This is a genomic window from Serratia grimesii NBRC 13537, assembly GCF_001590905.1.
Classification (GTDB): Bacteria; Pseudomonadota; Gammaproteobacteria; order Enterobacterales; family Enterobacteriaceae; genus Serratia; species Serratia grimesii.
This window is the reverse complement of record NZ_BCTT01000003.1, coordinates 238,854-265,802: the sequence shown is the minus strand read 5'-3', so window position 1 is coordinate 265,802 and position 26,949 is coordinate 238,854. Positions and strand designations below refer to the sequence as shown.

The 26,949-nt window shown below is 55.0% G+C and carries 33 protein-coding genes; 18 read left to right on the top strand and 15 right to left on the bottom strand.

The window, feature by feature from the left end:
• Positions 1–15 precede the first annotated feature (15 nt).
• The 7 genes from cheR to SGR01S_RS03550 all read left to right on the top strand — a co-directional run bounded on the left by cheR (position 16) and on the right by SGR01S_RS03550 (position 6,869).
• Positions 16–888: a protein-glutamate O-methyltransferase CheR gene (gene cheR / locus SGR01S_RS03580; protein WP_037418939.1), complete on the top strand. Its 873-nt coding sequence runs from the start codon at positions 16–18 to the stop codon at positions 886–888.
• Positions 888–1,937 carry a protein-glutamate methylesterase/protein-glutamine glutaminase gene (locus SGR01S_RS03575; protein WP_037418941.1) on the top strand — a complete coding sequence of 350 codons (1,050 nt, stop codon included), beginning with the start codon at positions 888–890 and terminating at the stop codon, positions 1,935–1,937. The genes cheR and SGR01S_RS03575 overlap by 1 nt, the downstream gene beginning before the upstream one ends.
• 85 nt (positions 1,938–2,022) lie before the next feature.
• Complete coding sequence (gene cheY / locus SGR01S_RS03570; protein WP_037418944.1) at positions 2,023–2,412, top strand: chemotaxis response regulator CheY; 390 nt, start codon at positions 2,023–2,025, stop codon at positions 2,410–2,412.
• Between the two features lie 10 nt (positions 2,413–2,422).
• Positions 2,423–3,067, top strand: a complete 645-nt coding sequence (gene cheZ, locus SGR01S_RS03565) for a protein phosphatase CheZ (RefSeq protein WP_037418947.1) — start codon at positions 2,423–2,425, stop codon at positions 3,065–3,067.
• Between the two features lie 175 nt (positions 3,068–3,242).
• Complete coding sequence (gene flhB / locus SGR01S_RS03560) at positions 3,243–4,394, top strand: flagellar biosynthesis protein FlhB (protein ID WP_037418952.1); 1,152 nt, start codon at positions 3,243–3,245, stop codon at positions 4,392–4,394.
• The gene (gene flhA / locus SGR01S_RS03555) at positions 4,387–6,465 is read left to right on the top strand and encodes a flagellar biosynthesis protein FlhA (protein WP_037418956.1); all 2,079 of its coding nucleotides are present in this window, start codon (positions 4,387–4,389) and stop codon (positions 6,463–6,465) included. The genes flhB and flhA overlap by 8 nt, the downstream gene beginning before the upstream one ends.
• Entirely contained in the window at positions 6,465–6,869 is a 405-nt protein-coding gene (locus SGR01S_RS03550) for a flagellar protein FlhE (RefSeq protein WP_061806544.1), read from the top strand. Before flhA ends, SGR01S_RS03550 begins: the two co-directional genes overlap by 1 nt.
• Before the next feature lie 4 nt (positions 6,870–6,873).
• On the opposite strand, the gene SGR01S_RS03545 is transcribed toward SGR01S_RS03550, so the two are convergent.
• The 5 genes from SGR01S_RS03545 to flgA form a co-directional block, all read right to left on the bottom strand.
• Positions 6,874–7,176 carry a helix-turn-helix domain-containing protein gene (locus SGR01S_RS03545; RefSeq protein ID WP_037418964.1) on the bottom strand — a complete coding sequence of 101 codons (303 nt, stop codon included), beginning with the start codon at positions 7,174–7,176 and terminating at the stop codon, positions 6,874–6,876.
• Complete coding sequence (locus SGR01S_RS03540; RefSeq protein WP_061806543.1) at positions 7,157–7,543, bottom strand: type II toxin-antitoxin system RelE/ParE family toxin; 387 nt, start codon at positions 7,541–7,543, stop codon at positions 7,157–7,159. The genes SGR01S_RS03545 and SGR01S_RS03540 overlap by 20 nt, the downstream gene beginning before the upstream one ends.
• Before the next feature lie 232 nt (positions 7,544–7,775).
• Positions 7,776–8,210, bottom strand: coding sequence for a flagella synthesis protein FlgN (locus SGR01S_RS03535; RefSeq protein WP_037418970.1), 435 nt, complete (start codon positions 8,208–8,210; stop codon positions 7,776–7,778).
• A 56-nt stretch (positions 8,211–8,266) separates the two neighbouring features.
• Positions 8,267–8,593 carry a flagellar biosynthesis anti-sigma factor FlgM gene (flgM, locus tag SGR01S_RS03530; RefSeq protein WP_061806542.1) on the bottom strand — a complete coding sequence of 109 codons (327 nt, stop codon included), beginning with the start codon at positions 8,591–8,593 and terminating at the stop codon, positions 8,267–8,269.
• A 244-nt stretch (positions 8,594–8,837) separates the two neighbouring features.
• Entirely contained in the window at positions 8,838–9,491 is a 654-nt protein-coding gene (gene flgA, locus SGR01S_RS03525; protein ID WP_061806541.1) for a flagellar basal body P-ring formation chaperone FlgA, read from the bottom strand.
• A gap of 160 nt (positions 9,492–9,651) precedes the next feature.
• Between flgA and flgB the strand changes: the two genes are divergently transcribed.
• The 11 genes from flgB (at position 9,652) to flgL (ending at position 20,081) form a co-directional block, all read left to right on the top strand.
• Positions 9,652–10,065: a flagellar basal body rod protein FlgB gene (gene flgB / locus SGR01S_RS03520; protein WP_037418980.1), complete on the top strand. Its 414-nt coding sequence runs from the start codon at positions 9,652–9,654 to the stop codon at positions 10,063–10,065.
• 5 nt (positions 10,066–10,070) lie between these two features.
• Positions 10,071–10,475: a flagellar basal body rod protein FlgC gene (flgC, locus tag SGR01S_RS03515; protein WP_037418983.1), complete on the top strand. Its 405-nt coding sequence runs from the start codon at positions 10,071–10,073 to the stop codon at positions 10,473–10,475.
• Between the two features lie 12 nt (positions 10,476–10,487).
• Positions 10,488–11,165 carry a flagellar hook assembly protein FlgD gene (flgD, locus tag SGR01S_RS03510; RefSeq protein WP_037418986.1) on the top strand — a complete coding sequence of 226 codons (678 nt, stop codon included), beginning with the start codon at positions 10,488–10,490 and terminating at the stop codon, positions 11,163–11,165.
• Between the two features lie 176 nt (positions 11,166–11,341).
• Positions 11,342–12,565, top strand: a complete 1,224-nt coding sequence (gene flgE / locus SGR01S_RS03505) for a flagellar hook protein FlgE (RefSeq protein ID WP_061806540.1) — start codon at positions 11,342–11,344, stop codon at positions 12,563–12,565.
• A 12-nt stretch (positions 12,566–12,577) separates the two neighbouring features.
• Positions 12,578–13,333 carry a flagellar basal body rod protein FlgF gene (locus SGR01S_RS03500; protein WP_061806539.1) on the top strand — a complete coding sequence of 252 codons (756 nt, stop codon included), beginning with the start codon at positions 12,578–12,580 and terminating at the stop codon, positions 13,331–13,333.
• A gap of 18 nt (positions 13,334–13,351) precedes the next feature.
• The gene (gene flgG, locus SGR01S_RS03495; protein ID WP_037418992.1) at positions 13,352–14,134 is read left to right on the top strand and encodes a flagellar basal-body rod protein FlgG; all 783 of its coding nucleotides are present in this window, start codon (positions 13,352–13,354) and stop codon (positions 14,132–14,134) included.
• A 77-nt stretch (positions 14,135–14,211) separates the two neighbouring features.
• Positions 14,212–14,913, top strand: a complete 702-nt coding sequence (gene flgH / locus SGR01S_RS03490; protein ID WP_037418995.1) for a flagellar basal body L-ring protein FlgH — start codon at positions 14,212–14,214, stop codon at positions 14,911–14,913.
• Positions 14,914–15,058: 145 nt separating this feature from the next.
• On the top strand, positions 15,059–16,159 hold the full coding sequence (locus SGR01S_RS03485; RefSeq protein WP_037418997.1) for a flagellar basal body P-ring protein FlgI: 1,101 nt from the start codon (positions 15,059–15,061) through the stop codon (positions 16,157–16,159).
• Positions 16,159–17,100 carry a flagellar assembly peptidoglycan hydrolase FlgJ gene (flgJ, locus tag SGR01S_RS03480; RefSeq protein WP_037419000.1) on the top strand — a complete coding sequence of 314 codons (942 nt, stop codon included), beginning with the start codon at positions 16,159–16,161 and terminating at the stop codon, positions 17,098–17,100. Before SGR01S_RS03485 ends, flgJ begins: the two co-directional genes overlap by 1 nt.
• 314 nt (positions 17,101–17,414) lie before the next feature.
• On the top strand, positions 17,415–19,061 hold the full coding sequence (gene flgK / locus SGR01S_RS03475) for a flagellar hook-associated protein FlgK (RefSeq protein WP_061806538.1): 1,647 nt from the start codon (positions 17,415–17,417) through the stop codon (positions 19,059–19,061).
• A 60-nt stretch (positions 19,062–19,121) separates the two neighbouring features.
• The gene (gene flgL, locus SGR01S_RS03470) at positions 19,122–20,081 is read left to right on the top strand and encodes a flagellar hook-associated protein FlgL (RefSeq protein WP_061806537.1); all 960 of its coding nucleotides are present in this window, start codon (positions 19,122–19,124) and stop codon (positions 20,079–20,081) included.
• 332 nt (positions 20,082–20,413) lie between these two features.
• Here flgL and sra read toward each other — a convergent pair whose 3' ends face one another.
• From sra to fliJ, 10 genes are all read right to left on the bottom strand, one after another.
• A complete protein-coding gene (sra, locus tag SGR01S_RS24435) occupies positions 20,414–20,545 on the bottom strand; it encodes a stationary-phase-induced ribosome-associated protein (RefSeq protein ID WP_176573194.1) in 132 nt (43 codons plus the stop codon).
• 388 nt (positions 20,546–20,933) lie between these two features.
• Positions 20,934–21,716: a flagellar biosynthetic protein FliR gene (gene fliR, locus SGR01S_RS03465; protein WP_061806536.1), complete on the bottom strand. Its 783-nt coding sequence runs from the start codon at positions 21,714–21,716 to the stop codon at positions 20,934–20,936.
• Positions 21,717–21,718: 2 nt separating this feature from the next.
• On the bottom strand, positions 21,719–21,988 hold the full coding sequence (gene fliQ, locus SGR01S_RS03460; protein ID WP_037419012.1) for a flagellar biosynthesis protein FliQ: 270 nt from the start codon (positions 21,986–21,988) through the stop codon (positions 21,719–21,721).
• A 33-nt stretch (positions 21,989–22,021) separates the two neighbouring features.
• Positions 22,022–22,798 (bottom strand): flagellar type III secretion system pore protein FliP, encoded by a 777-nt coding sequence (fliP, locus tag SGR01S_RS03455; RefSeq protein ID WP_061806535.1) that lies wholly within the window; start codon positions 22,796–22,798, stop codon positions 22,022–22,024.
• Entirely contained in the window at positions 22,795–23,199 is a 405-nt protein-coding gene (gene fliO / locus SGR01S_RS03450) for a flagellar biosynthetic protein FliO (protein WP_037419014.1), read from the bottom strand. Before fliO ends, fliP begins: the two co-directional genes overlap by 4 nt.
• The gene (gene fliN, locus SGR01S_RS03445) at positions 23,199–23,612 is read right to left on the bottom strand and encodes a flagellar motor switch protein FliN (RefSeq protein WP_037419017.1); all 414 of its coding nucleotides are present in this window, start codon (positions 23,610–23,612) and stop codon (positions 23,199–23,201) included. The genes fliO and fliN overlap by 1 nt, the downstream gene beginning before the upstream one ends.
• Positions 23,609–24,610: a flagellar motor switch protein FliM gene (fliM, locus tag SGR01S_RS03440; RefSeq protein WP_037419020.1), complete on the bottom strand. Its 1,002-nt coding sequence runs from the start codon at positions 24,608–24,610 to the stop codon at positions 23,609–23,611. The genes fliN and fliM overlap by 4 nt, the downstream gene beginning before the upstream one ends.
• Before the next feature lie 5 nt (positions 24,611–24,615).
• On the bottom strand, positions 24,616–25,098 hold the full coding sequence (gene fliL / locus SGR01S_RS03435) for a flagellar basal body-associated protein FliL (protein ID WP_037419023.1): 483 nt from the start codon (positions 25,096–25,098) through the stop codon (positions 24,616–24,618).
• Positions 25,099–25,284: 186 nt separating this feature from the next.
• The gene (locus SGR01S_RS03430) at positions 25,285–26,496 is read right to left on the bottom strand and encodes a flagellar hook-length control protein FliK (RefSeq protein ID WP_061806534.1); all 1,212 of its coding nucleotides are present in this window, start codon (positions 26,494–26,496) and stop codon (positions 25,285–25,287) included.
• The gene (gene fliJ, locus SGR01S_RS03425) at positions 26,493–26,939 is read right to left on the bottom strand and encodes a flagellar export protein FliJ (protein ID WP_037419030.1); all 447 of its coding nucleotides are present in this window, start codon (positions 26,937–26,939) and stop codon (positions 26,493–26,495) included. The genes SGR01S_RS03430 and fliJ overlap by 4 nt, the downstream gene beginning before the upstream one ends.
• Positions 26,940–26,949 lie beyond the last annotated feature (10 nt).

The window sequence follows — 26,949 nt, the reverse complement described above, 5'->3', positions numbered from 1 at the left end:
TCTGAGTGAGATGGTATGAAACCGGCGCCGTCGATTCCTCATCGTGACCCTGCGACATTATTGACGCAGATGGTGCAACGCTTGCCGTTGCTGGACGTGCATTTTCGGCGTATCAGCCAACTGATTTATCAGCGTGCCGGCATTGTGTTGGCGGAGCACAAACGAGAGATGGTTTACAACCGTTTGGTGCGTCGCCTGCGTTTATTAGGCCTGAATGACTTTGGCGACTATCTGGCATTACTGGAAAGCGATCCAAACAGTGCTGAATGGCAGGCATTTATCAATGCGCTGACCACCAACCTGACGGCCTTTTTCCGCGAAGCGCATCACTTCCCCATTTTGGCGGAGCATGCGCGTCAGCGACCGAACGGTTATAGCGTGTGGAGTACTGCTGCATCGACAGGGGAAGAACCCTATTCGATTGCGATCACCCTGAGTGACGTGCTGGGGCAACGTGCCACTGGCTGCCAGGTATGGGCCAGTGACATTGATACCCAAGTGCTGGAAAAGGCCGAGGCTGGGGTTTATCGACAGGAAGATTTACGCACTCTGACGCCGACGCAGATGCAGCGTTACTTTTTGCGCGGCACCGGCCCGCATCAGGGACTGGTACGGGTGCGGCCTGAGTTGGCGGGGCGGGTGAACTTCCAGTCACTCAACCTGCTGGCCCCTGAATGGGCGCTACCGGGTCAGTTTGACGCTATTTTCTGCCGCAACGTGATGATCTATTTCGATAAGGCGACACAAGAGCGCATTCTGCGCCGCTTTGTACCCTTGCTTAAACCGGGGGGCCTGATGTTTGCCGGTCACTCCGAGAACTTTAGCCAGATCAGCCGGGATTTCTACTTGCGTGGGCAGACCGTGTATGGCCTGACCAAGGAGAGGTAATGAATAAAATCAGAGTACTGTGCGTAGACGATTCGGCGCTTATGCGGCAATTGATGACCGAGATTGTCAACGGCCATCCCGATATGGAGATGGTAGCAAGTGCACCCGATCCACTGGTTGCTCGCGATCTGATCAAAAAGTTTAACCCACAGGTGCTGACGTTGGACGTCGAAATGCCGCGTATGGACGGTCTCGATTTCCTTGAAAAACTGATGCGTCTGCGGCCGATGCCAGTGGTGATGGTGTCATCACTGACGGGCAAAGGTTCAGAGATTACGCTGCGTGCACTGGAGTTGGGGGCGGTAGATTTCGTGACTAAACCGCAGTTGGGTATTCGCGAAGGCATGCTGGCATACAGCGAACTGATTGCCGAGAAGATCCGCACGGCGGCCAAAGCGCGTTTACCACAGCGTTCCAACAGCCCGGCACCGGCGATCCTCAGCCATGCACCTTTGCTCAGCAGTGAAAAGTTGATCGCCATTGGTGCCTCAACCGGGGGCACTGAAGCCATCCGTCAGGTGCTGCAACCCTTGCCGGCAACCAGCCCTGCGTTGCTGATCACTCAGCATATGCCGCCGGGCTTTACCCGTTCATTTGCCGAACGTTTGAACAAGCTTTGTCAGATCACGGTGAAAGAGGCCGAAGACGGCGAACGCGTGCTGCCGGGTCATGCTTACATTGCGCCGGGTGACCGGCATATGGAGTTGTCACGCAGTGGGGCCAACTATCAGGTGAAGCTGCATGACGGCCCGGCAGTCAATCGCCATCGCCCCTCAGTGGACGTGTTATTCCGCTCGGTCGCGCAATATGCCGGGCGCAATGCTGTGGGGGTGATCCTGACAGGTATGGGTAATGACGGTGCGGCAGGCATGTTGGAAATGCATCGTGCAGGTGCTTATACGTTGGCACAGAACGAAGCCAGTTGTGTGGTCTTCGGGATGCCACGTGAGGCGATCGCCACTGGTGGTGTCAATGAAGTGGTGGAGCTGGATCGCATGAGTCAGCGCATGTTGGCACAAATTGCCGGCGGACAAGCGTTACGTATTTGATTTTATGCCCTTATTGATAGGGTTATCGCTAATGGCTGCCGCGAGGTGGCCGTTGTTTGGAATAATTTAAAGGTTAGGAATAAAAATGGCAGACAAGAGCCTCAAGTTTCTGGTGGTGGATGACTTCTCCACAATGCGTCGTATCGTCAGAAACTTGCTGAAAGAGTTAGGATTCAACAATGTAGAAGAAGCCGAAGACGGTGCAGATGCGCTGAATAAACTGCGTGCTGGTGATTTCGATTTCGTGGTTTCCGACTGGAACATGCCAAACATGGATGGTCTGGAATTGCTGCAAACTATCCGGGCTGACGGCGCATTAGCGGCTATGCCGGTGCTGATGGTGACGGCAGAAGCCAAAAAAGAAAATATTATCGCGGCGGCTCAGGCTGGCGCCAGCGGTTACGTGGTGAAACCTTTTACGGCGGCAACGCTGGAAGAAAAGCTCAATAAGATCTTTGAAAAACTGGGCATGTAAGGAGAGGGCGATGAGAGACATTCCAATGCCTGCCAGCGATGCGGCAACCGCGGGGGAGATCATCTCCCGCATTGGCCAACTGACACGTATGCTACGTGACAGCATGCGCGAACTGGGGCTCGATCAGGCGATCGCCCAGGCGGCAGAGGCAATCCCGGATGCACGCGATCGTCTTGATTACGTGGTCACCATGACGGCGCAGGCGGCGGAACGGGCGTTGAACTGCGTTGAGGCGGCTCAACCGCGTCAGGCGGAGCTGGAGTCAGAAGCCAAAGCCTTGAAAGGCCGCTGGGACGACTGGTTTGCCGATCCGATTGAGTTGGACGACGCGCGCGAGTTGGTTACCGACACCCGTCAGTATCTGGAGCAGGTGCCAGAGCACACGGCGTTCACTAACGCCCAGTTGCTGGAAATTATGATGGCGCAGGATTTCCAGGATCTGACCGGTCAGGTGATCAAACGCATGATGGACGTGGTGCAGGAGATTGAAAAGCAGTTGTTGATGGTGCTGATGGAAAATATTCCGGAACAGCCGGCGAAAGAGAAAAAGCCGAACGACAGCCTGCTCAATGGACCGCAGCTCGACCAAAATGGTGCCGGCGTGATTGCCAACCAGGCGCAAGTCGACGACCTGCTCGATAGCCTCGGTTTCTAACGCTCTCAGGGACGCGGCTTGGCTGCGTCCCTGATGTCTACAGCGAACAGGGTGTCTCCCACTTACTGTCATCCCGCAAATAACCTGCCTTTTTCCCCGTTGTTCCATCAATGAAATCAGCATTTTTTTGGCATGCTGGCGGCAATTTTATTCCCCCCGCACAGGAAGCGCGCCCGTGGCTGAAGACAGCGATCTGGAAAAGAGCGAGGCCCCCACCCCCCATAGGGTGGAAAAGGCGCGCGAAGATGGCCAGATCCCGCGTTCGCGTGAGCTGACATCGGTCCTGATGCTGGTGGCTGGGTTGTCGATCATCTGGGTCTCCGGCGGCAACATGGCGCAACAGCTGGCGGCAATGTTGACGCAGGGTCTGAATTTCGATCATGGCATGGTCAGCAACGACAAACAGATGTTGCACCAGTTGGGCATGCTATTACGGCAGGCGGTGTGGGCACTATTACCGATCATGGCGGGACTGACGCTGGTGGCGATCACTGCCCCTATGTTGCTGGGCGGCTTACTGCTAAGCGGTAAATCACTCAAGTTTGATTTAAAGCGTATGAACCCGCTGTCGGGTTTAAAACGGATCTTTTCCAGCCAGGTGTTGGCCGAGCTATTGAAGGGCATCCTGAAGGCGACGTTGGTCGGGTGGATCACCGGTTTATTCCTGTGGCACAACTGGGCAGCGATGCTGCATCTGGTAACGCAACAGCCGCTCGATGCATTGGGTAATGCGCTACACATGATCATCTTTTGCGGTCTGTTGGTTGTGCTCGGACTGACGCCGATGGTGGCGTTTGACGTGTTCTATCAGCTGTGGAGCCACTTCAAAAAACTGAAGATGACCAAGCAGGACATCCGCGACGAATTCAAAGAACAAGAGGGTGATCCGCACGTAAAAGGGCGCATCCGTCAGCAACAGCGAGCCATTGCTCGCCGGCGCATGATGGCAGACGTACCCAAGGCTGACGTTATCGTCACCAACCCGACGCATTACGCTGTCGCACTGCAGTACAACGATAAAAAAATGAGTGCGCCGAAAGTGCTGGCCAAGGGGGCCGGCGAAATTGCACTGCGTATCCGTGAACTGGGTGCAGAACACCGTATCCCGATGCTGGAAGCGCCGCCATTAGCGCGCGCCTTGTATCGGCACAGCGAGATTGGACAACACATACCCGCGACCTTGTATGCCGCCGTGGCCGAAGTTCTGGCCTGGGTTTACCAGCTAAGACGCTGGCGGCGTGAAGGGGGATTGATCCCGAAAAAACCTGAACGTTTACCGGTGCCGGAAGCACTGGATTTTGCTGGAGAAAGTAACTCTGATGGCTAATTTAGCCGCCCTGCTTCGTTTGCCGGGCAGTTTTAAAGATACACAGTGGCAGGTGCTGGCTGGCCCGATACTGATTCTGATGATCCTGTCGATGATGGTGCTGCCGTTGCCGGCATTTATCCTCGATCTGTTGTTCACCTTCAATATTGCCTTGTCGATCATGGTGTTGCTGGTGGCGATGTTCACCCAGCGTACGCTGGAATTCGCCGCATTCCCTACCATATTGCTGTTCTCGACCTTATTGCGCCTGTCGCTCAACGTCGCATCGACACGTATCATCCTGATGGAAGGGCACACGGGTTCTGCGGCTGCCGGTCGCGTGGTAGAGGCCTTTGGCCACTTCCTGGTGGGGGGTAACTTCGCCATCGGTATTGTGGTGTTTATCATTCTGGTGTTAATCAACTTTATGGTTATCACCAAGGGTGCAGGACGTATTGCAGAAGTCGGCGCACGCTTCGTGCTGGACGGCATGCCGGGCAAGCAAATGGCGATCGACGCCGACCTCAATGCGGGTTTGATCGGTGAAGAGGACGCGAAAAAACGGCGTTCTGAAGTCACACAGGAAGCTGATTTCTACGGCTCGATGGACGGTGCCAGTAAATTTGTACGTGGTGACGCGGTAGCCGGTTTAATGATCATGGTGTTGAACGTGGTCGGTGGCCTGTTGGTCGGCGTACTTCAGCACGGGATGGCGCTCGGCACAGCAGCGGAAACTTACACCTTGCTGACTATCGGTGACGGCCTGGTTGCGCAGATCCCCGCGTTGGTTATCTCCACTGCGGCGGGTGTTATCGTAACCCGCGTGGCAACCGATCAGGACGTTGGCGAACAGATGGTTGGCCAACTGTTCAACAACCCGCGCGTCATGCTACTCAGTGCGGCTGTGTTGGGGTTACTGGGTCTGGTCCCGGGAATGCCGAACCTGGTCTTCCTGCTATTCACCGCCGGTCTGTTAGGGTTAGCGTGGTGGCTGCGCGGGCGTGATCAGCAAGAACCGAAGGTGCAAGAAGCGCCGATAGCGCAGGATAATCCGCAGGCGGTGGAAGCCAGTTGGTCTGACGTACAGCTGGAAGATCCTTTGGGTATGGAGGTCGGTTACCGCTTGATCCCGATGGTGGATTTCCAACAGAACGGCGAGCTACTCGGCCGTATCCGTGGCATCCGCAAGAAGTTTGCGCAGGAGATGGGATACCTGCCACCAGTAGTGCATATCCGCGATAACCTGGAATTGCCCCCTGCGAGCTACCGTATCTTGATGAAAGGCGTAGAAATCGGCAGTGGCGAAGCACAACCGGGACGTTGGTTGGCGATCAACCCAGGTAACGCCGTGGGTGAGTTGGCCGGCGACAAAACCACCGATCCTGCCTTTGGATTAGAAGCCGTATGGATTGACAGCGCATTGCGTGAACAGGCGCAGATCCAGGGCTTTACCGTGGTTGAGGCCAGCACCGTGGTAGCGACTCACCTTAATCATTTGATTGGTCAATTCGCCAGCGAGCTGTTTGGCCGACAGGAAACGCAGCAACTGTTGGATCGTGTTGCCCAGGATATACCGAAGCTGACCGAAGATTTCGTGCCCGGTGTAGTGACGTTGACCACGCTGCATAAGGTATTGCAGAACCTGCTAGCTGAACGGGTTTCGATCCGTGATATGCGCACGATTATTGAAACCCTGGCGGAGCACGCACCGTCACAAACCGATCCTTATGAACTGACCACTGTGGTGCGAGTTGCATTGGGACGGGCGATCACCCAGCAGTGGTTCCCGGGTAACGGTGAAATTCAGGTTATTGGTTTGGACACCCAACTTGAACGCTTGTTATTGCAAGCACTACAGGGCGGGGGTGGTCTCGAACCGGGGCTGGCGGATCGTTTGCTGGAACAGGCCAAGCAGGCACTTCAGCGACAGGAAATGCTCAGTGCGCCGCCGGTACTGTTGGTGAACCACGCGCTGCGGGCGTTGCTGGCACGCTTCCTGCGTCGCAGTCTGCCGCAGATTGTGGTGCTGTCGAATCTGGAAATTAACGACGATCGACAAATCCGCATGACATCCACGATAGGGGCAGCTTAATGAAACGGCTTCTGGCGTTGATTTTGCTGTTGCCGCCGTTGAGCGCACAGGCGATATCGGGTTCCTGGGTTGCCGACAGTGTCGGTGCCACGCTGGAATACGGTGGCGAGCGGGGTGAATCGCCAGGGCTGCGGGCGCCTAATGCGTTACCGGATGGCAATGCACGTATCACCAGCGTCAGTTGGCGCTATCAACTACTGGCTGGCGAACCCGCGGGTATGCAAGCACAGCTCTGCACCTTAACCCGCTGTATTGCGCTGGGCGGCGGCAGTGGTAGCAGCACCGGGTTACAGGGAGAGCCGGCCAACGCCGAGCTACGTTTTGTTTATTATGTGCAGGCACGCGGTAGCCTAAACCCGCCACTGCGGGTGATCAGCAATCAGGTGATTGTTAATTACGAATAATAGATTAGGCGAGAATTGCCAGGCCGTTGTGTTCTACCAGTGAAAGAAGCTTCATCGCGGCGGAGTTGGGAACGGCTTCGCCACGTTCCCATTTTTGTACTGCTTTTTTGCTGACGTTCAGATACAGAGCAAATACAGGCTGGCTGACATTTTCGCGCTCACGAAGGGCGCGAATGTCCGCAGCGGTGTACTGTTTAACCGGGCGTAAGCACAGCATGTCAAACGTCCGCATAGTGACATCGTCGACAAATCCTGCCTGATGCAGCTCCTGCACTTCCTGGTGGATTTCAGCAAGAATCTTGCTCATAGGTCAATCTCCTTAACCTCTTGTCATTAACCAACTGATAAAGCCTGAAAGGGGAATAGTCCAGATAGAGCGCAGCAAGGCGTTTCAACCCGACTAATTCATCACTGGCAATGTTGTCCATTTCATTTTTGGCAAATCCCCGCATGAAAAAAAACCGGTCCTCATCTCGAAAGGCAATAAGCACCCGGTAACCGCCGCGTTTACCGCCACCCGCGCGGGCGACTCGTTTCTTATAAACGCAACTGCCCAAATTGGCATCGTACAGTTGGTTTTGTATTTCTCGCGCAGCTTGGATCACCGTGGCGTCGCTAATGCGTTCGTGGGCAGCGAATGCCTGAAATGTTTTGGTGAGGTAAATATCGGTCATTCACACTCCCTGTAAAACTATCCCCTTTTAGGGTATAGATCAAGTGGTTTAAAAACCAGCACAGGGTGGATGGGCGGGAAGGGAGAGAACAGCCGGAAATGCCAGGTATGCGCAGTATTACGAAAATAAATTCAGATGGTTAGATAAAGTGGCACAGGAAGTGCGAGAGGCTATGCAATAGGAAGGGAGGCACCCGGTTGAACGGTAGCGTGACCGGGTGAGGTTCCATTGATTAAACGCCGATCTTTCGCCCCAGTAGGCTGGTGTTGCGTGACTGGCCATCCGGGCCGTAAAGCGATTTATTTTGCTTGCTGAGGATCGCCAACGCCTGAGTGTTATGATCGATCTGCTGATTGAGCAACATGCCGTTATGCTGGTTTTTATCTCTCAGCTGTTGGCTGAGCGTCTGTACGCGTTGCCAAGCCTCTGCCAGGTGCGGATGTGAGGAATAAGGGGCCTGTTGCCCTTGCGCACTTTCCTGACGTAGCCGTTGCTGTTCCAAATAGTTTACCGTGGCCAGTAACTGGCTCTTCTCGTCGGTAGCGCGTTGCAGCGCGACGCCCGGTAATTGGCCTGAGCAGAGCAAGTCATGTTCTTCCGTCAGCACTGTATCCAGCGCATTCAGGGTTTCCAGCAGCTTATTAATCAATTGCGCCAGATTTTCCATTGCGAATAATCACCTTTCAAAGAGTCCCTTAGTCTTAACCTGGCGGCAGTGCCCGATCAAGCCTCTGGCGTTGGGTTGCCGTTTGACATCCACCGGGCGTCATTTTGCACGTCTTGCAGCAGCGCATCGGCAATTTTGCCGGCATCCATTTTCAGCTCGCCGTTACGGATTGCCTGTTTAATGGCATCCACTCGGTTCATATCAATATCTTGTGTGCCCGGTTGCATTAACCGCGCTTGCGCGTCGCTCAATTTTACCTGGGTACCGCTGACAGTGCTTTCTGTCTGGACGGCTTTGCGCGGCTGAAATTGGTTTTCAGCTGGTGTCTCACGCGGTTGCACCGTTGGGACGGGTTGCAGTCGCTGGGTGCGATCGATACTCATGGTTAATCTCCATCGATGCCATCGCCATACAGGCCATGGCTGACATTTTGCGGCCCTGGTGGCCGATAAAATACTGCTTATGGTTTTCTTATCGGCAAGGTTTTATAAACCTTTATACCCGCCATACGTGAAGTTGCATCTTTGTTGACTGCATCTACTCGTCCCAGCAACACAGTTTGCTATGGTTCTGGGTGGCTCACGGACGTGCCGCGATGTAACGCCAATTATTTTGGGTATGCCTTTTTTATAATGTAATGCGAATCGTACCGTCGTCACCGGCTATGCCACTCACAATTTGCCCGGAAGCCATGCGTACACGGATGCTGTCTTCAGCGGCAGCATTGTTCATCGCCTTGCCCGAACCACTGATATTAAATCCGGTTCCTTGTGCAGTCACCTGAACTGACTGACCGGCCTTAATCACCCAGGCCCGACGTAACATCGAGAAGGTCAGCGGTTGACCAGGGCTGATATTCCGCAGGCTGATGGCTCCGAGAGCCTTACCGGGTTCACTTAATGTACGTGGGGGCAGTGTGTCGAGCCGCCCACTTTTCAGTGTGATGTCCGCCGCCGTTAGCTGGCTACCGGCACTGATACTGCGTGCCGACACCAGGTATTTCCCTATCACCTGGACCTGTGTCTGGATAAATCGCCGTTCCTGCCCACAGCGCGCCGAGACGCTGATATTACCCCAACGGCGCGCACTCTGTGGCAGAGAAAGCTGTGGAAATTCGCACTGTGGCCACTGGGATGACGGTGTACGCACCAGCACCTTAACCTGTACCTGACTCCCACTGAACTGGCTGCTGATGAAGCGATCTATCTGCATCGCCAAATCTTCGGCGTGTGCGCTCATGCTGAACATCAGCATGGCAAACAGCAGAATTTTACCTTTCATCATTGCTTCCTCAATAGCCATCAGGGTGCGCGTAAGTGTACCCGTACTGCGCGTAGGCTAAGCAGATAAATAGCGACGCATTTTGCTCTTATTCCTGCGATAGGCTGGCGGAAGGGGCGTTTATGCTGTCGGCTCCAAATTCTAACCTCGCGGAGGGAGCATGATCGACAAACTGGACGCTGCTCTGCGCTTTGGTCAAGAGGCGCTGAACCTGCGCGCCCAGCGGCAGGAAATACTGGCCGCCAACATCGCCAACGCAGACACACCGGGCTATCAGGCGCGGGATATCGATTTCGCCAGTCAACTCAATAAGGTGCTGGAACAGGGCCGCGTCAGCGGCAGTGGTATTGCGCTGAATATGACTTCTGCACGCCACATTCCGGCGCAGAACATGCAGCCACCACAGCTCGACTTGCTGTTCCGCGTGCCGGATCAACCGTCGATGGACGGCAATACGGTGGACATGGATCGCGAACGCACCAACTTCGCCGATAACAGCCTGAAATATCAGACCGATCTGACGTTAATTAACGGCCAGATCAAAGGGATGATGTCGGTGCTGCAACAAGGATAAGGTTCATGTCATTACTGAATATATTTGATATCTCCGGCTCTGCGCTGTCCGCGCAGTCGCAACGCATGAACGTCAGTGCCAGCAACATGGCCAACGCCGACAGCGTGACTGGCCCGGACGGTCAACCCTACCGCGCCAAACAGGTCGTGTTCGAAGTGGCGGCTGCACCAGGACAACCGACAGGCGGTGTACGCGTGGCGCAGGTGGTGGACGATCCGGCACCGGAACGCATGGTGTATCAGCCGGGTAACCCGCTGGCAGACGCCAAGGGTTACGTACGCATGCCGAACGTTGACGTGGTGGGTGAGATGGTTAACACCATTTCTGCCTCCCGTAGCTATCAGGCCAACGTCGAGGTGCTTAACACCACCAAGTCGATGATGATGAAAACCCTGACGTTGGGTCAATAACCGGAGATTTCCATGGCTATTGCCGCAACTACCAATGAAACGCTGGATAACACCGTCATCGGTGCCAACAGCAAAACCACCAACAGCCAAGATCTGAACAACAGCTTCCTGACGCTGTTGGTGGCGCAGTTAAAGAACCAGGATCCCACCAACCCGATGCAGAACAATGAACTGACCAGTCAATTGGCGCAGATCAATACCGTTCAGGGCATCGAGAAACTCAACACCACGCTGGGGTCGATCTCCGGCCAGATCAACAGCAATCAGTCGCTGCAGGCCACTGCGCTTATCGGTCATGGTGTGATGGTACCCGGCAGCAACATCCTGGCCGGCAGCAAAGACGGCAAGGTGAGCACCACGCCATTTGGTGTTGAGTTGGAACGTGCCGCAGATCAGGTCACCGCAACCATCACCAATGCCAGCGGACAAGTGGTACGCACCATCGAGATCGGCGGTTTGACCGCAGGCGTACATTCGTTCACATGGGACGGCTCGGTGGATGACGGCAGTGCAGCACCTGACGGCGCCTACAAAGTGGCGATCAACGCCAAGGGCAATGGCGAACAGCTGGTGGCACGCAGCCTGCATTTTGGCATGGTCAACGGCGTCATCCGCGATGGCAACGGTGCCAAGCTGGATCTCGGTCTGGCGGGTAGCGCCACACTGGAAGAAGTTCGACAAATCTTATAGCACAACAATGTATTTCACTCGGTTATATCCAAAATAATTCGAGTCGCAGGGGAGACCACTGAACGATTCCCGATGTGCTTACTTAGGTAGCCGATTCGGGTGAGTCAAAGCGGTCTGCACACTTGCAGCTTGGAGTATGACGGGTATGGAAGCCTAAACATTATTCGGAGAATGACATGGCCTTTTCTCAGGCAGTAAGCGGCTTAAACGCGGCAGCAACCAACCTGGACGTGATTGGTAACAACATCGCCAACTCAGCCACTTCCGGCTTTAAATCTGGCAGCGTTTCTTTTGCCGACATGTTTGCCGGTTCGCAGGTTGGGCTGGGCGTTAAGGTGTCTGGTATCACCCAGAACTTTAAGGGCGGCACCACCACCGGCACGAGCCGTGCGCTGGATGTGGCCATCACCGGCAACGGTTTCTTCCGCATGCAGGACAAGGACGGCGGTATTTTTTACACCCGTAACGGCCAGTTCAAACTGGATGAAAACCGTAACCTGACCAACATGCAAGGTCTGCAACTGACCGGCTACCCGGCTGCCGGTACGCCGCCGACCATCCAGCAGGGCGCTAACCCGGTGCCGCTGAGCATTCCTGAAGGCATGATGAACGCCAAGGCTTCCACCGCGGGTTCCATGGTGGCTAACCTGGCATCTGCCAGTGAGCTGCCCACCCATAAAACCTTCGATCCGACCAATCAGGATTCATATAACTTTGTCTCAGCTATGACCACCTATGACTCGCTGGGCAATGCGCACAACATCAACGCCTACTTTGTGAAAACTGGCGACAACAAGTGGCAGGTTTACACCCAGGACGGCAGCGCGACACCGGCCAACGCTGGCACCATGGAGTTCAGTAACAGTGGTAACCTGATTAATACCACAAGTACCAACGGAGCGCCGGGTGAATTCAGCATGGAAATTCCGATGGTCGCCAAAGACGGTGCACCGGAGCAAACCTTCACCCTTAACTTCGCGGGCAGCATGCAGCAGAACGTATCCAAAAGTTCCATAAGTAAGATCTCGCAGGACGGTTATGCGGCAGGTGAATATACCAACTTCCAGATCAACAACGACGGTACGGTAGTGGGTATCTACTCCAACCAGCAGACTCAGGTGCTGGGCCAAATCGTGATGGCTAACTTCTCCAACCCAGAAGGCTTGTCTTCTCAGGGCGATAACGTGTGGCAAGAAACTGGCGCCTCAGGCCAACCACGTGTTGGTCTGGCAGGCAGCGGCGGCCTCGGCAAATTGGCCAGTGGTGCGCTGGAGTCGTCCAACGTCGATCTCAGCCAGGAGCTGGTGAATATGATCGTTGCCCAGCGCAACTATCAGTCGAACGCTCAGACCATCAAAACGCAGGACTCCATCCTGCAAACGCTGGTTAGCCTGCGCTAATAGGATTGAGCTATGGATCACGCGATTTATACCGCGATGGGTGCGGCACGGCAGACGCTGGACCAGCAGGCGGTGACCGCCAATAACCTGGCAAACGCCTCGACGCCGGGCTTTCGTGCCCAGCTGTCGGCGCTGCGCGCAGTGCCGGTAGACGGCCCGAGTCTGGCGACGCGTACGTTGGTAACGGCTTCGACACCGGGTGCCGACATGAGCCAGGGGGCGCTGAACTACACCGCGCGTCCGCTGGACGTCGCGTTGCAACAGGACGGTTTTCTGGCCGTCAGTCTGCCGGACGGCAGTGAAGCCTATACCCGCAACGGTAACATCCAGGTTTCTTCCACCGGGCAGTTGACGGTACAGGGGATGCCGCTGATGGGCGATGGCGGGCCGATTGAAGTCCCTCCGTCGTCGGAGATCACTATCGCCGCCGACGGCACAATCTCGGCGCTGAATGCTGGCGACCCACCTAATACCATTGCGCAGATAGGTCGCCTGAAATTGGTGAAAGCTGATGCGCGTGAAGTGATGCGCGGTGACGACGGTCTGTTCCATCTGACGCCAGAAACACGGCAACAGCGTGGCAACCAACTGCAGAACGATCCGCTGGTGCGGGTCATGCCGGGGGTGCTTGAGGGCAGTAACGTCAAGCCGATGGAGACCATGGTCGACATGATCGCCAACGCCCGTCGTTTTGAAATGCAAATGAAGGTCATCCACAGCGTGGATGAAAACGAACAGCGCGCCAACTCATTGTTATCAATGAGCTAAGTAGCAAGGAAATAATCAATGATCCCATCGTTATGGATTGCCAAAACCGGTCTGGATGCGCAGCAGACCAATATGGACGTGATCGCCAACAACCTGGCTAACGTCAGCACCAACGGTTTCAAACGCCAACGCGCAGTGTTTGAAGATCTGTTGTACCAGACTATGCGTCAGCCGGGGGCGCAATCCTCCGAGCAAACCACGCTGCCTTCCGGTCTGCAGATCGGCACCGGCGTACGTCCAGTGGCGACCGAACGTCTGCATAGCCAGGGTAACCTGTCGCAGACCAACAACAGCAAGGACGTTGCCATCAAGGGGCAGGGTTTCTTCCAGGTCATGTTGCCAGATGGCAGCCAGGCCTATACCCGTGATGGTTCGTTCCAGATTGATCAGAATGGTCAGCTAGTGACCGCCAGCGGTTTCCAGGTACAACCGGCGATCACCATACCGGCCAATGCCTTGAGTATCACTGTCGGCCGCGATGGCATCGTCAGCGTCACACAGCAGGGGCAAACCGCCGCTCAGCAGGTGGGACAACTGACATTGACCACCTTCGTAAACGACAGTGGTCTGGAAAGCGTCGGTGAGAACCTGTATCAGGAAACCCAAAGCTCAGGTGCACCTAACGAAAGCACTCCGGGGCTCAACGGTGCCGGCTTGCTGTATCAGGGTTATGTGGAAACCTCCAACGTCAACGTGGCGGAAGAGTTGGTCAACATGATCCAGACCCAGCGCGCTTATGAGATCAACAGTAAGGCGGTATCGACCTCCGATCAGATGCTGCAAAAACTGACGCAACTGTAATTGACGGGCGCAGCATGCTGCGCCCGTAACCCCAATTTCGTGAAACAAAGGCGATACCCGTGGTAACCACATATTCAATGGCAACCCTGCCGCGGCAGGGAAAACGCTGGCTGGCGGGAATGATGATGCTGACGCTGAGCGGCTGCGCTTACATTCCGCATAAACCTTTGGTGGATGGGACTACCACGGCGCAGCCTGCGCCGGCGGGGGCGCCGGTACCGAACGGTTCTATTTTCCAGACGGTACAGCCGATGAACTACGGCTATCAGCCGCTGTTTGAAGATCGTCGTCCGCGCAACGTTGGTGACACCCTGACCATCGTGCTACAGGAAAACGTGAGTGCCAGCAAGAGCTCATCCGCCAACGCCAGTCGCAACGGTGCCAGCAAATTCGGCGTTGCCACATCACCGCGTTATCTGGACGGCTTATTGGGCAATGCACGTGCCGATATGGACATTTCCGGCGACAGCACCTTCGGTGGCAAGGGCGGGGCCAACGCCAACAATACCTTCAGCGGCACCATTACCGTGACGGTTAACCAGGTCTTGGTCAACGGCAACCTGCACGTGGTGGGGGAAAAACAGATCGCCATCAATCAGGGCACTGAATTCATTCGTTTCTCCGGGGTGGTCAACCCGCGCACCATCAGCGGCAGCAACTCTGTTACCTCTACTCAGGTGGCGGATGCGCGTATTGAATACGTCGGTAACGGCTATATCAATGAGGCGCAGACCATGGGCTGGTTACAACGCTTCTTCTTAAATGTTTCGCCGTTTTAAATACAGGCTATTTTACTTGCCATTTTGAGGTTGGGCAGTGCTCGGAAGGGCGATGTACTCTGTGTACGCATCATTCTACCGCGCTGCCTGTCCCCAAACTGCCCCGCGTCAATAATGCCTGTTAGGTAGGGTGAATGAGGTCACAATGTTAAATAAAATTCTAATGGCGCTGCTGATTAGCGCAATGAGTCTGCCGGTGGCGGCAGAGCGCATTCGCGATCTGGTTACGGTGCAAGGGGTTCGCGATAACGCCCTGATTGGTTACGGGCTGGTTGTGGGGCTGGACGGCTCTGGCGACCAGACCATGCAGACACCGTTCACCACCCAGAGCCTGAGCAATATGCTGTCGCAACTGGGCATCACCGTGCCTCCGGGCACCAATATGCAGCTGAAAAATGTGGCGGCCGTCATGGTCACCGCCAAGTTGCCGCCGTTTTCACGTACCGGGCAGAATATTGACGTGGTGGTGTCCTCAATGGGTAACGCCAAGAGCCTGCGTGGCGGCACTTTGCTGATGACCCCGCTGAAGGGGGTGGATAATCAGGTCTATGCATTGGCGCAGGGCAACGTGCTGGTCGGGGGCGCTGGCGCATCAGCCGGTGGTAGCAGCGTGCAAGTCAACCAACTGGCGGGTGGCCGTATCAGCAATGGCGCGACCATTGAACGAGAACTGCCAACGACCTTCGGTGCCGGCGGGGTGATTAACCTACAGCTTAATGATGAAGATTTTACGCTGGCGCAGCAGATCAGTGACGCTATCAACCGCCAGCGTGGGGGCGGTACCGCTTCACCGTTGGATGCCCGCACCATTCAGGTGTTGGTGCCACAGGGCAACAGCTCACAAGTACGCTTCCTGGCGGAAATCCAGAACATTAACGTCAGCGTTGGGGCGATTGACGCCAAGGTGATAATCAATTCACGAACCGGTTCGGTCGTGATGAATCGCGATGTAATCCTGGATTCTTGTGCTGTAGCGCAGGGCAATTTGTCAGTGGTGGTCGATCGACAAAATACCGTCAGCCAGCCAACGACGCCGTTTGGCGGCGGGCAGACGGTGGTGACGCCAAATACCCAGATCTCCGTACAACAGCAGGGTGGCTCGCTGCAAAAGGTTAATGCCAGTGCCAACCTGAACAACGTGATCCGTGCGCTGAATGCACTGGGGGCCACGCCGATCGATCTGATGTCGATCCTACAGGCGATGCAAAGTGCCGGTTGCTTGCGCGCTAAGCTGGAAATTATCTGATGGCCGGTGATTTGATGGCGATGTCGGGCGCGGCCTATGACGCCCAGGCGCTAAATGGGTTGAAGCGTGACGCGGCCGCGGATCCGCAAGGTAACCTGAAACAGGTGGCCCAGCAGGTTGAAGGCATGTTCGTGCAGATGATGCTAAAGAGCATGCGCGCCGCACTACCGCAGGACGGGGTGTTGAGCAGCGATCAAACGCGGCTTTACACCTCAATGTATGACCAGCAGATCGCCCAGCAGATGTCGCAGAAAGGACTCGGGCTGGCCGACATGATGGTCAAACAGATGGGCAATGCCAATACTGTGCCGAGTGAAACTGCGGGCTTGTCGCCGATGGCGTTGGACAATGAGGTGCTGCAAACGCTGCCAAATCAGGCGCTGGAGCAGATGATCCGCCGTGCGGTGCCGAAAGCACCCTCGGCGGCGCCATTGACGCTAAATAACGGCAACTTTGTTGCCCGTCTGTCGATCCCGGCGCGTGTCGCCAGCCAGCAGAGCGGCATTCCGCATCAGCTGATTGTCGCGCAGGCAGCGTTGGAGTCAGGTTGGGGTCAACGCGAGATCCCGACTGCCGAAGGGACGCCGAGTTATAACCTGTTCGGTATTAAGGCGGGCGGCAACTGGGACGGCCCGGTTACCGAGATCACCACCACCGAGTTTGAACAGGGGGCGGCGAAGAAAATCAAGGCGAAATTCCGCGTTTACGGGTCTTACGTTGAGGCGATGGCCGACTACGTCAAACTGCTGACCAACAATCCGCGCTATGCCGATGTGGCCAACGCTCGCAGTCCTGAACAGGCGGCACATGCGTTGCAGCGGGCCGGGTACGCCACTGACCCACAATATGCCAACAAGTTGGTCAGTGTCATTCAGCAGATGAAAAACACGGGCGAACAGGTAATAAAAGCCTACACCCATGACTTGAAGGATCTGTTCTAAACCCCTTTCATTCTTGACGTTACTACGCCGTTAGCTGTTTGTTGTTATTCGGCCCCTTTGTGGGCCTGATCCCTTACGGGCCACATGGCCGGGGTGTCACCCCCGGTCATGTAGCTGGCCCAGTTCCCGGGGAGTGCTTTGTTGGCACGCTGATGATTTTGGAATTTGCGAAAGTGATGAATCATGAATAAAGGCCAGCAATTCCCTATCAAGTTTCCCCGTTTTTTGCCGATAACCGAGACAGGCTGAGCGAAAAGGCTCAGCAGCTTAATTGAACCCTGTGGGCCACCGGCACCGCAGCAAAAGGAATTCTTATGTCCAATAGCTTAATCAATACCGCGATGAGCGGGCTGAATGCGGCTCAGGTGGCGCTCAGTACCGTCAGTAACAACATTTCCAACTACAACGTGGTTGGCTATAACCGCCAGACTGCCATCCTGGCGCAGAACGGTGGCTTAAGCACCATGAACGGTTTTATCGGCAACGGCGTGACCGTCACCAGCGTGAATCGCGAATACAACCAGTTCATCACTAATCAGCTGCGCAGTGCGCAAAGCAATGCGGAAGCGCAGGGCACTTACTACGATAAAATCTCACAGATCGACAACTTGCTGGCGAGCAAAACCAACACCTTGTCGACCAACATGCAGGACTTCTTCACCAACCTGCAAAATATCGTCAGCCATCCTGGCGACGATGCATCGCGTCAAACCGTGCTGGGCAAGGCCAACGGTCTGGTTAACCAGTTCAACAACACGGACAAGTATCTGCGTGATATGGACAGTGGTGTTAATCAGCAGATCAGTGATAGCGCGCAGCAGATCAACAGCTACAGCCAGCAGATCGCTAACCTGAACGATGAGATTACCCGTCTGCGTGGCAGCGGCGGCGAGCCGAATGCGTTGCTGGATCAGCGAGATCAACTGGTGACGGACCTGAATAAAGTGGTTGGTGTACAAGTGACTCAGCAAGATGGCGACGCCTACACGGTTTCATTTGCCAACGGCCTGACACTGGTACAAGGCAGTACCACCTACCAGGTAGCGGCGGTGCCTTCCAGCAGCGATCCTGCCCGCATGACCCTGGGGTATGACCGTGGCCATGGCGCTACTGAAGTACCTGAGAGCCAGATTAACAGTGGCAACCTGAGTGGTGTGCTCAAATTCCGCAGCGAAACGTTGGATGGTGCCCGTAATCAACTGGGGCAAATTGCGCTGGCGTTAGCGGACAGCTTTAACCAGCAGCACCGTGAAGGTTTCGATCTGAATGACGATGCCGGTACCGATTTCTTCAGCTTCGGCGGCGGCCGCGTGGTGGATAACACCCGTAATACCGGTGATGCGTCATTGTCGGTGTCTTACACCGATACCAGCAAAGTGAAAGCTAATGATTATCGCGTTGAGTTTGACGGCAGCAATTGGCAGGTGAGCCGTTTGCCGGACAACGTCAAGGTCAATGCCACTGCGGGCACAGATGCCGATGGCAAGCCGACGCTGAGCTTTGATGGGTTGCAGGTCGGTATTGACGGCAACGCTAAGGCTAAAGACAGCTTTACCGTGAAGCCGGTGAGTGATGTAGCGGGGACTCTGAAGGTCGCCATTACCGACACCTCAAAAATTGCTGCTTCCAATAAAGAAGGCAGTGGCCGCGGTAACAATGAAAACATCACGAAACTGATCGATCTGCAAACCCAGAAGTTGGTGGACGGTAAAGCGACCTTTAGCGGCGCCTACGCCGGTTTGGTCAGCAGTATTGGTAACCAGACCGCATCAGCCAAAGTGGCGACGACCTCACAGGCTAACATCGTCACGCAATTGGCCAGACAACAACAGTCGATTTCAGGCGTCAACCTGGACGAAGAGTACGGTGAGCTGTTGCGTTTCCAGCAATATTACATGGCTAACGCGAAGGTGGTTGAAACCGCCAGCTCCCTGTTTGACACCTTGTTAAGCATCCGTTGATTTAACCGCAGTCCGGCCTCTGACACGGAGGTCGGCCGCTCATTTTGAGGAACCTACAGCATGCGCATGAGTACCAGCATGATGTATCAACAAAACATGTCCGGCATCACTGGCAACCAGTCGCTGTTTATGAAGGCTGCTGAACAGTTGTCGACGGGCAAACGGGTGATCAATCCATCCGACGATCCGCTGGCGGCATCGCAGGCGGTGATGTTGTCGCAGTCCCAGGCTGAGAATAACCAGTATACGCTGGCGCGCACTTTTGCCCGTCAGAACGTGTCGATGGAAGAAACCGTGCTGGCTGGCGCCACATCCACTATCGCCGATATCAAATCGTTGATCGTCAACGCTGGCGGCACCGAAAGCGATAACGATCGTGATTCACTGGCTACTCAATTGCAGGGACTGAAAGATCAGTTGCTCAATCAGGCCAACAGCACCGATGGCAACGGCAACTACATGTTCGGCGGTTATGTGAATGACAAGGCGCCGTTTGTCGATGAAGGCGGCACTGTGAGCTACAAAGGCGGCGACAAGGCGGTCCAGCAGAAGGTGGACGCTAACCGTACCATGACCATCGGACATCCTGGTAACGAGGTGTTCATGTCGCTGACCAGTAACCCGAAACCTGAACCGGACGGCAGCGCGCCAGTTTCCAACGTCTTCGAGAGCATCGACATTGCATTGAAAGCGTTAAAAACACCGCTGCAGGACGCAGACGATGCCACCAAGCAACAGGTGACCGATGCCCTGGCCAAGGCTAACCGCGGCATGGACAACTCCTACAATAAGGTGCTTAGCGTGCGTGCCGAACTGGGCAGCCAATTGCAAGAGATGGATCAGTTGGACAGCATCGGTAAAGAGCGCGACATGTCCACTCAAATTCAGATGAGTGCACTGACGGACGCGGATCTGGCTGAGTCGATCTCAGCTTACTTTATGCAACAGGCCGCGTTGCAGGCATCATACAAGACCTTCGGCGACATGCAGGGTATGTCGCTGTTCCAAATGAACCGCTAATTCCCGTCGTTTTTCACGTTGAAGTAGAGAACCAACCATACCCTTTGTCTCTCAAGCTAAAGCTAGAGAGACGAAGGGGCACTCTTTGGGTGTGCTTAGAAGACCTTATCGCTGTAACACAGGGGAAGGGGATTCTTGAAACCGGGCGCACTTTTTTGGCACGTCACTCTTTCCCCCACTAAGGTTTGAGTGACGTGCCTTTTTTTCGACAGACACACAAAATAGATGTGTCACATCCGCCTTATTTAACGTTGGGAAACGCCAAGGTATTTATTGCGGACTGAGGAATAATTACAGATGTTATATATCCATAATTAATTATAGCTGCCGGGTTATTTTTTCTTTTTAACCATTTTCCATTTCCCATCATTTGCTGATGGACAGAGTGCAATTTGAATTCGGTTGGTTGCCCAGTGTGCCAGGCCCAAAGCTCGACGTGCTCTTCTGTTGGTTTTCGCTTTCATTTCTATGCTCCTGAGAGTAGAGGTAAAAACACCGCAGATAATAAATGCGTCCGCCCCGCCGGCTGACCCCGGTGAGCGACTATTTTTATCCTTGTGGATGCTGGATGAATACCATTTTTATTTTTACTTCCCTGTGGATTTTTTTATTTAATCTCACTCCTTTATTTTATTCTGTGATGGCTAACGGATTGGTAGGGTGGTTTTCTACTGATGGCTTTATATTTAATAAGGTCATTCTAAGGGGGGTATTTTATTATTCAAGGCAATAAAAATAATCGAAGCCAAATAGTGTTTATCTGTTTTTTTCAACTTTTTATAGCGAGAAAGGGTATTTACTGCCAGTTTGTTCGGAGAGGAGCGGCCGTTAAGCCGCATAAGTAGGATGACGTTAAGGCGTCATGTTGCTGAGAACATCGGCCAGACGATCAAAGAATTCGCCGAAAAGGTGCTCACAAAATGGCGCTAACATCGGCATCATCATGCCTATGGTCATAATGCCAATCGTCATGGTGACCGGGAAACCGATAACAAACACCGACAGCTGAGGGGTCATGCGATTGAGCAGGCCAAGTGCCAGGTTCAGCGTTAGTAACAGGCAAATCAGCGGTAATGCCAGCATCATGCCATTGATGAAAATCAATGAGCCCACCTGAGTGAGCGCCAGAAATCCATTGCCATTCAAAGGCTCGGCCTGGATCGGCAGGGTATGAAAACTGTCCACTAACAGTGAAATCAACCACAGGTGGCCGTTGAAGCTGAGGAACAGCAACATGGCCAGTAAGTTGAGTAGCCGCGCCAAGACCGGCGTATTCGGCCCGCCACTGGGGTCAAAGAAGGTGGCGAACGACAGACCCATCTGCATGCCGATCACCTCGCCAGCCAAGCGTATCGCCGCGAAGGCAAATTGCATCGTCAGGCCCAGCGCTACACCGATCAGTATTTGCTGAGCCGCCAGCCACAATCCGGCTACAGAGAAAATAGGGACAGTACTGATGGGCAACCCGGGTGCAATCAGTATGACGATCAGCCCGCCCAGACCAACCTTGACCTTCTTGCTGATTTGCTTTTCGCTGAATACCGGTGCGGTGCTGATTAGCGCCAGAATACGCAGCAATGGCCAGAAGTATTGGCTTAGCCAGACGCCAAACTGCGCGCTGTCAAATGTGAGCATGATTAACCAATCAGATTTGGCAGGTTAGTGAACAGCGTGCGCATATAATCCAGCAGCAGGTTCAACATCCATGGACCGGCAATCACGATGGTGGCGACCACTGCCAGAATTTTTGGAATGAACGACAGCGTCATTTCGTTAATCTGGGTGGCGGCCTGCAGCAGGCTGACCACCAGGCCGCTGACCAGTGCGGCGAGCAGCATGGGGGCCGCCAGCGCCAGCGCCACTTTCATCGCTTCGGTGCCCAGTGCCATGACCGATTCGGGTGTCATTATGCTTCCTTCAGAGGTGGCGTGAGCGCCGGGTTACGAGTAAAAACTTTGCGCCAGTGAGCCGAGCAACAGCTGCCAGCCATCGACCAGCACAAACAACATCAGTTTGAACGGTAGCGAGATGGTCGCCGGCGGTACCATCATCATCCCTAACGCCATCAAGACGCTGGCGACCACCAGATCGATAATCAGGAAGGGAATAAATACGGTGAAACCAATTTGGAACGCCGTTTTTAGCTCGCTGGTGACGTAGGCAGGCAACAGAATACGCATAGGTACTGCTTCCGGCCCGGCCAGTGGTGGTTGGTTGGCGAGTTTGGCGTACAGTGCCAGATCGGTTTCACGTGTTTGACGCAGCATAAACTCGCGCAGCGGTTGTGAACCTTTATCCAGGGCCACATCCAAACCGATTTTATCCTGACTGAACGGCAAATAAGCGTCCTGATAGACCTTGTCGAACACCGGTGACATGATAAAAAAGGTCAGGAACAAGGCCAGTCCCAACATCACCTGGTTCGGCGGTGCTGACGGGGTGCCCAGCGCATTGCGTAACAGCCCAAGGACAATGATGATGCGGGTGAAACTGGTCATCATCAGCAACATAGCGGGCAGGAAACTGAGCGACGTCAGCAACACCAGTGTTTGCACCGGCAATGACCAGCTTTGGCCGCCATTGGCCAGTGGCTGGCTGATCAGCCCAGGCAGTTGCGCGAAAGCCGCCGGGCTGGCTAACAGCAGGGCAGTGGCTATTCCGTAAAGGCATTTTTTGCCCCGGACAAACGAGGCGATATAAGGAACGAGGAATTTCATGCCGATTTTTCCGGACGTTTCAGAACTTTTTGCATCAGTTGGCGAAAATCAGCCGGTGGCGCAGTGTCGGCTGCGGTGCTGTCTTGCGGTGGCGCGGGCAGGGTATGTAAAGGGGTGATTTGCTGGGCGGTGACGCCCAACACCAGCAGGGTATTATCCACCTCGATCACCACCACGCGCTCCCGTTGCCCAACCTGACAACTGGCGCGCAGATTAAGCAGTTTGCTGTTACGCGCCTGTGGGGCAAACCCCAGACGACGGAAAAGCCAACCGGCCAGCAGGATCAATAACAGGATACCGCCAAGCGCAGTGCTGACTTGCATCAGCACTGAACCGGCCGGCAGTGCCGGCGCGGAAGGTTGCAAAGTGCCTGCGTTAGGCGCGGTCGTGCTTGGATTCATCAGCGGCTCAGGCGGCGCATGCGCTCAGAAGGAGTGATGATGTCGGTAATGCGCACGCCAAACTTGTCGGCCACGACCACGACTTCGCCTTGGGCAATCAGATAACCGTTGATCATAATATCCAGCGGTTCACCCGCCAGCCCGTCCAACGCCACGACAGATCCCTGCGACAGACGTAGCAGCTCTTTAATGGTCATTTTGGTGCGGCCCAGTTCGACGGTCAATTTGACCGGGATGTCCAGGATCAGATCGATATCCTGCAGGCTGCCGCTTGCATCCTGCGGTTCCAGCGATTTAAACACGGCGTCACTCGCAGACGTTTTTTCAGTAGCTTGCTGTTCGTTAAACGCATCAGCCCACAGATCGTCCACGGATTCCTTTCCTTCGCCAGACGGTTGCTTAGGATCACTCATTTGGGCTGTTCCTCACTCAGAGCATTCAAAATAGGGTTAATCAAATGTTCAACACGCAGGGCGTATTGCCCGTTTAACGTGCCATATTGGCTGGTCAGAACCGGTACGCCGTCCACGTGGGCAATCAGGCGGTCCGGTTTATCAATCGGTAATACGTCCCCTGGCTGCAACTTCAGGATCTTCGACAGCCGCATTGGGATATCGACGAAGTTGGCAATCAGTTCCAGTTCGGAATGCTGTACCTGCTTCACCAATGTTTCACGCCAGTGGCTGTCTTCCTGCCGTGAGTTTTCCAACGGCGGGTTGGTGAGCAGTTCGCGGAGCGGTTCGATCATTGCAAACGGAATACAGATATTGAACTCACCGCTCAGCGCACCGATCTCCACCTGGAACGGCGTGGTAACCACAATGTCGTTCGGTGAGGTGGTGATATTGGTGAATTTCACCTGCATTTCAGCACGAACGTATTCCACATTAATCTTGTAAATCGCGCTCCAGGCGTCGCCGTAAGCATCCAGAGCCAGGCGTAGCATGCGCTTAATCACCCGCTGTTCAGTGGGTGTAAACTCGCGGCCTTCCACTTTCGTTGGAAAGCGTCCGTCGCCGCCGAACAGGTTATCGACAGCGATAAAAACCAGACTCGGTGCGAACACGAATAATGCTGTGCCACGCAGCGGGTTCAGGTGCACCAGGTTGAGGTTGGTCGGCACCGGCAGATTACGGGCAAATTCGTGATACGGCTGGATCTTGATCGGGCCGACGGTGATGTCCGGGCTACGACGCAGCAGGTTGAACAACCCCATGCGGAACTGCCGGGCAAAACGTTCATTGATGATTTCCAGCGCGTGCAGACGCTCGCGTACCACGCGGCGCTGGGTGGTCGGATCGTACGGCTTGACCTCGCTCTCGTTGCTGGTGACGGCTTCGGGTTCATCACCCGCGCTGTCGCCGTTGAGCAAGGCGTCGATCTCTGCCTGTGAAAGAATGCTGTCGCCCATAGTGATTACCGCAATATGAAGGCAGTGAACAGCACATCGCTGACCACCTGCTTCGGTTGTCCCTTAACCAGCGGCGGGCTAAGCACGTCCTTAATCTGCGCCACCAGTTGCTGCTTCCCTTGTTCGCTGCTCAGTTGGCCCGCTTCCTGACGAGACAGCAGCATCAGCAGACGACTGCGCACCTCGGGCAGAAAATCGTTCAGTTGGCGGCGAGTATTTTCGTCCGGCAAACGTAATGTCAGACCGATATACAACACGCGATCGGGGTTGTTATCGGGCGTCATCAGATTGACGGTGAACGTGTCCAGCGGCATAAATACCGGTGCGGCCGGGGGTTGTGGTTTGGCGGCAGGCTGCGCGCCGCTCTGGTGCTGCTTGAGTTGCCACCAGCTATAACCGGCCGCGCCGCTGGTGACGACGGCGATCAACACCAGCAGGATGACCAGAAGGGAGCGTTTTGGTGCTGCCGGTAGGGTATTTTGAGACATAGCTAAATCAAATTCCTGTTTTGGTTTTGCAAGTGACCGCCATGTTGAACGAACCCTGAAAACCATCGGGCATAGCGCGCGCAAAAGCCACACGCATGACATGTAACGGTATTATCGCGTCTATTCCGGCGCGCAATAGCCAGAATAGACAGAGAAAAGCGTGCCAGCTTGGACGTTTGCAGTGACTCAGGCGAAAATATCAACGCCACTGACTGCGCGGGCCATGGACTGCAATTCCACCGGGGCACTGAGAGCATCGGCGGTCAGATTGCTGTCACCGTGGCGATCGCGGTAATCCGATCGGCCCTGTTGCTCTGCATGTTGTTGCTGTGCCTGTTGCCACTGAGGTGTGGACTCCCCCCCGACGCTGCTTTGCCCCAGATTGATGCCGCTCTCGGCCAATGCATGACGCAGTTGGGGAAGGGCGGCTTCGACGGCGGAGCGTACCTGGCCGTGCGCAGAGGCAATGTGCAGGTGCGCCTGATTGTCATCGAGCTTGAGGGTGATTTGCAGCGCCCCCAGCTCTTGCGGATGCAACCGCAGTTCGGCACTTTGCTGGCCGTTACGATGGAACATCAACACTTGCTGATTCAAAGCCTGTTGCCATTCTGGGCTGCCAAGTTGAGCGTTCAACTGAGGTGTTGGTGGGGCAGTGACCAGCGAAGTGGCTGGTGCGGGCGCGGCTACCGGGCTGGACACTGGTGGTGCCATATGAGGATTGAGCTGGGCCTGAGGTTGCGTATCTGCGCTGAATTTCAGCGAGGCGGTATCCATCTTGTCATGGATTGCGGCTGAGGCTGTCTGTTGCGGGATGTTCTCAGCACGGCTTTCAACATGTGGTGACTCTTTGGTCAGCGTTGTCGCGGTTTTCTGTGCGTTGGTTATCGGGCTACCAGAGGCGTCAGATTGTTGACCCAGTGCGGCAGGTTGAGTGGCATCCGGGTCACCTTCAATGGTCAGTTTGGCAGTGTCCGGTGCAGAAGGGGGAGCGGCCATGGGCAGCATGGCAAACAGGGCTTGCAGTGTGGCGGCGTCAATCTCACCGGCAGGCCGCAGAGCGGCGTCTTGAGACGGCTGACTAGACGGGAGATCTTCGCTGGTGTCGCTCGCCAACTGCGGACTGTCACTTAGTAACGACGGCGCAATAAGCCCATCTCGCTCGCCGAATGCGGCCAGTAGCTGAGTCAATTGGTTGCGGCTGAGCGGTGCTGATTCATCTTCTGCGCTCAGTGCCATGGGTGACAGTTTTCCTGCAGACTTATCGGCAGGCAGTACGCGAGCACCGAGCAATTGGGCAAAGGCGGAGGAGAGTGACGACTCGTCCAACGACAGCTGCGTGTCCGGCAGTAAGCCTGTATCGCTCTGGGTCGATATGCCTGGCAAAGCGTTGAGGTTCATTGATGTAGATTCCTTTGTGCACTGCGTTGAGCGAACTCATCCATCAGTTTTTGATCCCGTTTGTTCTCCAACTGCTGCTCCGCGCTTTGGGCGCGGCTGTGCAGGGTTTCGAAGGCATTCAGCCGCTGCTGTTTGTCCTGCCACTGTTTCATGGCGTGGTCCACCTTCTGCCCCCACTGCGTCAGTTGTTGTCGATGTTGGGTAATGGCCTGTTCCAGCGTGCCGATAAACTGCTGGTAGTTCTGCCAATTGGACGACTCCATGCCGCCACTCAGTTGGTTATTCAGCTTCTGTCGGTACTCATCCTGATAATTGAGCAGCATGGAAAGCTGCTGTTCAGCGGCTTGTTGTGCCTTGCGTACCTGGCCCAATTGCTGCGTTGCCTGTTCCACCGCATCCTGCGCCAGATCGCGCAGGGTAATGAGGGGTGACTGTGGTTTCATCGGATTTGCG

Coding starts and splice junctions, on each gene's coding strand:
- cheR (WP_037418939.1), top strand. CDS start 16: ATGAAACCGGCGCCGTCGATTCCTCATCGTGACCCTGCGACATTATTG.
- SGR01S_RS03575 (WP_037418941.1), top strand. CDS start 888: ATGAATAAAATCAGAGTACTGTGCGTAGACGATTCGGCGCTTATGCGG.
- cheY (WP_037418944.1), top strand. CDS start 2,023: ATGGCAGACAAGAGCCTCAAGTTTCTGGTGGTGGATGACTTCTCCACA.
- cheZ (WP_037418947.1), top strand. CDS start 2,423: ATGAGAGACATTCCAATGCCTGCCAGCGATGCGGCAACCGCGGGGGAG.
- flhA (WP_037418956.1), top strand. CDS start 4,387: ATGGCTAATTTAGCCGCCCTGCTTCGTTTGCCGGGCAGTTTTAAAGAT.
- SGR01S_RS03550 (WP_061806544.1), top strand. CDS start 6,465: ATGAAACGGCTTCTGGCGTTGATTTTGCTGTTGCCGCCGTTGAGCGCA.
- SGR01S_RS03545 (WP_037418964.1), bottom strand. CDS start 7,176: ATGAGCAAGATTCTTGCTGAAATCCACCAGGAAGTGCAGGAGCTGCAT.
- SGR01S_RS03540 (WP_061806543.1), bottom strand. CDS start 7,543: ATGACCGATATTTACCTCACCAAAACATTTCAGGCATTCGCTGCCCAC.
- SGR01S_RS03535 (WP_037418970.1), bottom strand. CDS start 8,210: ATGGAAAATCTGGCGCAATTGATTAATAAGCTGCTGGAAACCCTGAAT.
- flgM (WP_061806542.1), bottom strand. CDS start 8,593: ATGAGTATCGATCGCACCCAGCGACTGCAACCCGTCCCAACGGTGCAA.
- flgA (WP_061806541.1), bottom strand. CDS start 9,491: ATGAAAGGTAAAATTCTGCTGTTTGCCATGCTGATGTTCAGCATGAGC.
- flgB (WP_037418980.1), top strand. CDS start 9,652: ATGATCGACAAACTGGACGCTGCTCTGCGCTTTGGTCAAGAGGCGCTG.
- flgC (WP_037418983.1), top strand. CDS start 10,071: ATGTCATTACTGAATATATTTGATATCTCCGGCTCTGCGCTGTCCGCG.
- flgD (WP_037418986.1), top strand. CDS start 10,488: ATGGCTATTGCCGCAACTACCAATGAAACGCTGGATAACACCGTCATC.
- flgE (WP_061806540.1), top strand. CDS start 11,342: ATGGCCTTTTCTCAGGCAGTAAGCGGCTTAAACGCGGCAGCAACCAAC.
- SGR01S_RS03500 (WP_061806539.1), top strand. CDS start 12,578: ATGGATCACGCGATTTATACCGCGATGGGTGCGGCACGGCAGACGCTG.
- flgG (WP_037418992.1), top strand. CDS start 13,352: ATGATCCCATCGTTATGGATTGCCAAAACCGGTCTGGATGCGCAGCAG.
- flgH (WP_037418995.1), top strand. CDS start 14,212: ATGGCAACCCTGCCGCGGCAGGGAAAACGCTGGCTGGCGGGAATGATG.
- SGR01S_RS03485 (WP_037418997.1), top strand. CDS start 15,059: ATGTTAAATAAAATTCTAATGGCGCTGCTGATTAGCGCAATGAGTCTG.
- flgJ (WP_037419000.1), top strand. CDS start 16,159: ATGGCCGGTGATTTGATGGCGATGTCGGGCGCGGCCTATGACGCCCAG.
- flgK (WP_061806538.1), top strand. CDS start 17,415: ATGTCCAATAGCTTAATCAATACCGCGATGAGCGGGCTGAATGCGGCT.
- flgL (WP_061806537.1), top strand. CDS start 19,122: ATGCGCATGAGTACCAGCATGATGTATCAACAAAACATGTCCGGCATC.
- sra (WP_176573194.1), bottom strand. CDS start 20,545: ATGAAAGCGAAAACCAACAGAAGAGCACGTCGAGCTTTGGGCCTGGCA.
- fliR (WP_061806536.1), bottom strand. CDS start 21,716: ATGCTCACATTTGACAGCGCGCAGTTTGGCGTCTGGCTAAGCCAATAC.
- fliQ (WP_037419012.1), bottom strand. CDS start 21,988: ATGACACCCGAATCGGTCATGGCACTGGGCACCGAAGCGATGAAAGTG.
- fliP (WP_061806535.1), bottom strand. CDS start 22,798: ATGAAATTCCTCGTTCCTTATATCGCCTCGTTTGTCCGGGGCAAAAAA.
- fliO (WP_037419014.1), bottom strand. CDS start 23,199: ATGAATCCAAGCACGACCGCGCCTAACGCAGGCACTTTGCAACCTTCC.
- fliN (WP_037419017.1), bottom strand. CDS start 23,612: ATGAGTGATCCTAAGCAACCGTCTGGCGAAGGAAAGGAATCCGTGGAC.
- fliM (WP_037419020.1), bottom strand. CDS start 24,610: ATGGGCGACAGCATTCTTTCACAGGCAGAGATCGACGCCTTGCTCAAC.
- fliL (WP_037419023.1), bottom strand. CDS start 25,098: ATGTCTCAAAATACCCTACCGGCAGCACCAAAACGCTCCCTTCTGGTC.
- SGR01S_RS03430 (WP_061806534.1), bottom strand. CDS start 26,496: ATGAACCTCAACGCTTTGCCAGGCATATCGACCCAGAGCGATACAGGC.
- fliJ (WP_037419030.1), bottom strand. CDS start 26,939: ATGAAACCACAGTCACCCCTCATTACCCTGCGCGATCTGGCGCAGGAT.